We start from the raw sequence: 4,767 nt of genomic DNA on the forward strand, positions 1-4,767 counted from the left end.
ATCTACGTCAGCCCCTTTTTTTATTATTATTGTATCTATTTCTTCAACCCTCAACTCACACTCCACCTGTGAAGTATAACCACCGTCTGAAATACTGTGTGAAACCTTTGTAATCAACCAATCCGACCCGTCAATTTCCTGTTTAAAGCCCGATAGTTGTACTGGGGTTTCCGGCATTAAATCCGGTATGCCGTAGGCAAGGGTGATGCTAAAACTTGCGACACCACGCTTGAGTTTGTCAAAAGCTGATTTTGCCGCATTGATTGCGGAGGCTTCCGTGGCGTAAGTGTGGCGTAGGGTTTTGATTTGATCGCTATTGCTTGTTACCGGTTCTTGCTGTTCTACGGTGTTGTATTTCCGTTTGCTCAAACGGCTGCCTTTCACTGTACCGTTTTTCAGAGTTCTGCCTTTTGTCATACGCTGTTTTTTCACAATCTTGGTGTTGGCATCAACGGTAATTTCGCCCCGTTTGCCGGTGTCTGTATTGTGCCAATAGGCACGCACGGCTTTGTAATTGTCGCTTTCTGCAATACTGAAATTGTAGCTGCCGCCTTCCGATTTAGTAATTTGTACTGCAGGAATAGGCTTGCCTGTGGCTGTTTTGGCTGTGCCCAATGGCATAAACAGCAACACGCCATTTTTCACGGTTGCCATTGCGCCATATTCTTCCGCAAGGCGGGTCAGTAGATTAATGTCACTTTCGTTGGTTTGGTCGATGTGGGAAATGGTTTGTTCGGTATATTCTTTGGCACATTGGCTTTCTAATTTGTTTTCTTTGGCGATTTGCGCAATCAATGTAGCTAATTTTATATTGTGAAATGACCGCTCTTTTTGCTCGCTTAGACTGCCTTTTAAATCAGCCGCCCTTGCCCGAATTGTGAGGGTATCGGGCGAGCCGGAAAACTGCACTTCATCAACCAAATATTTTCCCTTGTCTATTAGCGGCTCGCCTTGCCAACCTATCGCCACTTGAATAGTCGCATTGCGAGGGGGAAGGGCGAGTTTGCCGTCATGGTCGGAAAGTTGCAAATCGAGCATATCCGCTTCAAAGCCCCGATTGTCCTCAATTTGCATACTCATTAAACGGTCGGCAACAGTTTGGGTGATGTCGTTTTTCTGTTTATCTTGCGTGATCACAACAACAGAAAATTGAGGTGTGCGGTGATTGGTGGCAAACTCAAACATTAAAATGCTCCCATCACATTTTGTGCAAGCTCAATCAAAAGCGGGTCGTCCGTGCGTTTTAAATTGAGGGTAAAATCAATAGCACGTGCCGTTCCATCGCCAAATAGCTCCGTGCGGGTTTCTTGGATGGATTCGATGACAAAGAACCCCATCAACATAAAATTCGCCCCTTCAATCAGCGGAAATGCTGCACCGCTTTCCGCCATTAATTCCAACATGGCAAGGCTTAATGTACCGCCCGTGATTTCAGGGATTAATCGACCGCTGATAATGACGGTTTCAGAATCTTTGCCGGTAAATTGAGTTTTCGGCATTTGCCCCACAACGGAATTGGTGGGATGTCTCCACGATGATTGACGGTCTAAACTCTGAAAAGGCACGGTTTGACGGGTAAATACAAACACGCCAAGGGCAGCAAGGGCGGAGTTTTGGAACATTTAATTGTCCTTTTTGTCTTTATCAAGACAAGTGGAGTTAAACAAAAAACAAGAAATAAAAAAAAGTGTTGCAATAAACCAATGTCCGAAGTAGACGAGAATAAGGCATAAAGCTAAGAGAGAGATATTCTCGAATTTTGTTTTATTTTGGGTGTATTTGATTTTTTGTTCGGGAGCATTGATGCCCGCAGCAACGAATGCTAAGAATGAAACTAAACAAAGAAACCAAAGTAAGGTAGTGATTGCCGCAGAATTGCCAAAAATAAAGATACCCAAAACGACAGAAAAAGTAATAAATTCACGGAAGAAATCTAAAAAGCGTAATGATTTAATCGTCATAATAGAATCCTGTAAAAGTGCGGTCAAAAAATCCCTTGATTTCTGACCGCACTTGATTAGTGGAAAAGAAAAGCAATACCAAAGATAACAATCAGCCAAAAGCAGAGGAGTGCAGCTAACAAAATGCGCCAAACGACATAGGGTTTTTCCATTAAATAATCAATCACTTTCTGTTTCATTGCGTTCTCTCGCTTTTTCTCGCCATTGCATTAATTCGGTAAATGTCATCTCGTCAAAGGCTTGCGGTTGCCAGTGAAAAATCAGGGCAATATCTGCCATGGCATCTTCTACCGTGGCAGCGATTAAGATTACTCGGTCGGCTCTTCCGCTTCCGAGTTCTTCCCTAAAAAACCGACAGCCGCCGCAGCAAGTTCTGTGAAGTCTGCGACTTCCATAGTGGCAAAGTCCGATTTGTGTAGCACCGGTTGCGTGACACGTGGCAATAACACTTGCAATGCATCGACATCCATTTGCAGCACATCAAACATTTTTAAGCCTTTTAATGCTGGCACAGTGGGTTTCATCACGGTGATGTCGGTGATTTTTTTGTCGCCACGCATAATAGGCAAGCTAAGTGTAATGATTTTTGAAGTTTCGTTTTTCATAACATGATTTCCATTTTAAAACTGGAAATTTCCAAAAATAATATGGAAATTTCCAAGAGTGAATAAATGCCCCTTTCGGGGCAAGGTGTGTGAAATTAAATGCCGATGGCGGCACGATGTTCTGCCAAGCGGTCTTTACCGTCCACGATAAATACGGAATTGAGCAGATCAATTTCGATAATATCTTTACCGTTTTCGATGATTTTGTAATAAGTCAAAGGCACAGTGTAGCTTTGTTCGGTGTCATCGCCCGATTTACTGGTGCCGTTGTCGATTTCACCAAAGCGACCACGCATAACAAGTTCAATACTGGTGACTTCTTCCGTGTCGTCTTCTTGATAGGCACCGGCAAAACGTAACGGCACGCCATCAATAGAACCGCCGAATTCTTTTAAAAGTTCGGTCATATAACCGCCCATTTTGAATTGCGCTTCAAGGGCTTCCACACCGAGATTGACTTTCACCGGTCCGAACATACCGCCTGCACGGTATTCTTCCAGTTTTAAAGCGAGTTTAGGCTGGGTGATTTCGGTGACTTGACCACGGTAAGAATTACCGTCAGCCAAGAAATTCATTAGTTTTAATTTACGAGGTAAAGCCATTTATTACGCTCCTACTTTTGCAATATTGTTAGCAAACTCAACCAAATATTCATCGCTGATGTGTTGTCTAAATCCAAGTTGTTCTAATGGCGGTACAGGGCAGTAGTCATAAGAGATAAGCAATTTGGCATCTTTTAAGGTTGCTGCGGTGTTTAATTCCGGATTGATAAAGGCTTTGCCGCCAATCAAATAACCTTTTGCCACAAATTCACGCCATTTCGCATTGATCGCTTCCACAATCTCTTTCACAAGATTGACGGAAATATCTTTATCCACCGCCCAATCGAACGATTGTGCAATCGTGTCTTTCAACACTTGTGCGGTGCGGGTGTAGTTTTCATAGATGAATAACTTGTCGGCAGAACAGGTACGCAAGCCCCAGAATTTGTAACCGTTGTAATTGATACAAGCGGTAATGCCTTGTTCGTTCAAATAATTGACATCGGTCGCACTGTCGTTGATGTCGAATGAAAGCGGTTTTGTAACACCTGTTACACCGTTTAAACCTTTGTTTGAAATAGAGGTATGCCAACCAAATTCTTTGTCTTGGTAAGCTCGCATTGCAGCCGCACGCACCACGGCATAATCTACTTCGGTTTGTTTGGTGTGAGGATTGAAAGAAAGGAAATCACCAAAAATCAACATTAATTCACGTTGCGAGAATTGGCGGCGATATGTCACGGCTTGTTCTTTTGTATTGCAACCGTAGCAAGAGGCATACACAAAGCCGTTGAGTTTTTGCGCCACGCTGATTAATTCAACGGTGACATCTTGCGAATCATATTTTGGCACACAGAAAATGCGAGGTTTGACACCGCAAACGGCAGCGGAAACTAAAAAGGCTTTTAAGCCGGTGTAATTGCCTTCTTCATCCACACCGCCGATCACGTTGGCTTTCATTTGTGATTCATCGTCACTTTCTTCCACACGGATCACAATGACTTTACAATTTACAATATCTAAAATGCCGTCCAACGTACGAGAGAGCGTGCCTGTTTTGCCTGCTTTGGCAATCATTGACGGTGTAATGCCGGTGAGTAAGGTCGGTTTATTGAGTGGGAACGTGTCATTGTCTGCGTCAGGTGCTGTCGCAACCAAGCCAATAACAGCCGTTGAGGATGTCGTCAAGGTGCGCAAGGCTTCGGCAATTTCCGTGACTTTGACACCGTGGAGATATTCTTCAGACATAATTTAGCCCTATGGTTTTAAATTGAAATGTAAAAAAGCAAGGCTATTTTGTCGGAAGGTGTAGGGGAGTTCGAGCTGGGGAAAGTGTGAGGAGATAATCAACAAAATGCGGTCAGCTTTGACCGCACTTTTTGTTATGTAAAATCTTGCGGATATTGCCGCCGTTTAATTTCGCTTTCATAAGCGGTTTTGCAATGATTGGGATCACGAAATAGCCCATTGACCAATTTATACCAAAACCGCCAACGCTTTTTCGGCTTATCCGCCAACACTGCCCCACGATAGCAACGGCTGGAAAAGGTTTCATCTGCCGCCCCGCCTGCCAAGGCATTACAAAGTTGATCCACGGCGATGAGCACGTGATAGCCCCAATTTTTAATTTTTGCTTTCTTCATAGGTTTTACTCCAACC

9 protein-coding genes are annotated in these 4,767 nt (G+C 43.7%); all 9 read right to left on the minus strand.

All coding sequences use genetic code 11. The features are described from left to right. Nucleotides 1-1,185, minus strand: a 1,185-nt coding sequence (locus BKK52_RS10385) for a phage late control D family protein (RefSeq protein WP_143531408.1), incomplete at its 3' end; no start/stop codon positions are given. Beyond that, nucleotides 1,185-1,622, minus strand: a complete 438-nt coding sequence (locus BKK52_RS10390; RefSeq protein ID WP_077478619.1) for a phage tail protein — start codon at nucleotides 1,620-1,622, stop codon at nucleotides 1,185-1,187. The genes BKK52_RS10385 and BKK52_RS10390, both read right to left, overlap by 1 nt. Continuing rightward, nucleotides 1,623-1,961, minus strand: a complete 339-nt coding sequence (locus BKK52_RS10395) for a hypothetical protein (RefSeq protein ID WP_077478620.1) — start codon at nucleotides 1,959-1,961, stop codon at nucleotides 1,623-1,625. It abuts the gene before it with no gap. A gap of 56 nt (nucleotides 1,962-2,017) precedes the next feature. Beyond that, nucleotides 2,018-2,140, minus strand: a complete 123-nt coding sequence (locus tag BKK52_RS14100; RefSeq protein ID WP_278246116.1) for a hypothetical protein — start codon at nucleotides 2,138-2,140, stop codon at nucleotides 2,018-2,020. Then, complete coding sequence (locus tag BKK52_RS10400; protein ID WP_077474731.1) at nucleotides 2,121-2,240, minus strand: GpE family phage tail protein; 120 nt, start codon at nucleotides 2,238-2,240, stop codon at nucleotides 2,121-2,123. The genes BKK52_RS14100 and BKK52_RS10400 overlap by 20 nt, the downstream gene beginning before the upstream one ends. Nucleotides 2,241-2,269: 29 nt before the next feature. Beyond that, complete coding sequence (locus BKK52_RS10405; protein WP_077478621.1) at nucleotides 2,270-2,566, minus strand: phage tail assembly protein; 297 nt, start codon at nucleotides 2,564-2,566, stop codon at nucleotides 2,270-2,272. Between the two features lie 95 nt (nucleotides 2,567-2,661). Then, nucleotides 2,662-3,168: a phage major tail tube protein gene (locus BKK52_RS10410; protein ID WP_077478622.1), complete on the minus strand. Its 507-nt coding sequence runs from the start codon at nucleotides 3,166-3,168 to the stop codon at nucleotides 2,662-2,664. Nucleotides 3,169-3,171: 3 nt separating this feature from the next. Then, nucleotides 3,172-4,356, minus strand: a complete 1,185-nt coding sequence (locus tag BKK52_RS10415) for a phage tail sheath subtilisin-like domain-containing protein (protein ID WP_077478623.1) — start codon at nucleotides 4,354-4,356, stop codon at nucleotides 3,172-3,174. 134 nt (nucleotides 4,357-4,490) lie between these two features. After that, nucleotides 4,491-4,751, minus strand: a complete 261-nt coding sequence (locus BKK52_RS10420) for a hypothetical protein (RefSeq protein ID WP_077478624.1) — start codon at nucleotides 4,749-4,751, stop codon at nucleotides 4,491-4,493. Nucleotides 4,752-4,767 lie beyond the last annotated feature (16 nt).

Source organism: Rodentibacter trehalosifermentans (assembly GCF_002000545.1).
Classification (GTDB): domain Bacteria; phylum Pseudomonadota; class Gammaproteobacteria; order Enterobacterales; family Pasteurellaceae; genus Rodentibacter; species Rodentibacter trehalosifermentans.

Coding starts and splice junctions, on each gene's coding strand:
- BKK52_RS10390 (WP_077478619.1), bottom strand. CDS start 1,622: ATGTTCCAAAACTCCGCCCTTGCTGCCCTTGGCGTGTTTGTATTTACC.
- BKK52_RS10395 (WP_077478620.1), bottom strand. CDS start 1,961: ATGACGATTAAATCATTACGCTTTTTAGATTTCTTCCGTGAATTTATT.
- BKK52_RS14100 (WP_278246116.1), bottom strand. CDS start 2,140: ATGAAACAGAAAGTGATTGATTATTTAATGGAAAAACCCTATGTCGTT.
- BKK52_RS10400 (WP_077474731.1), bottom strand. CDS start 2,240: ATGGCAGATATTGCCCTGATTTTTCACTGGCAACCGCAAGCCTTTGAC.
- BKK52_RS10405 (WP_077478621.1), bottom strand. CDS start 2,566: ATGAAAAACGAAACTTCAAAAATCATTACACTTAGCTTGCCTATTATG.
- BKK52_RS10410 (WP_077478622.1), bottom strand. CDS start 3,168: ATGGCTTTACCTCGTAAATTAAAACTAATGAATTTCTTGGCTGACGGT.
- BKK52_RS10415 (WP_077478623.1), bottom strand. CDS start 4,356: ATGTCTGAAGAATATCTCCACGGTGTCAAAGTCACGGAAATTGCCGAA.
- BKK52_RS10420 (WP_077478624.1), bottom strand. CDS start 4,751: ATGAAGAAAGCAAAAATTAAAAATTGGGGCTATCACGTGCTCATCGCC.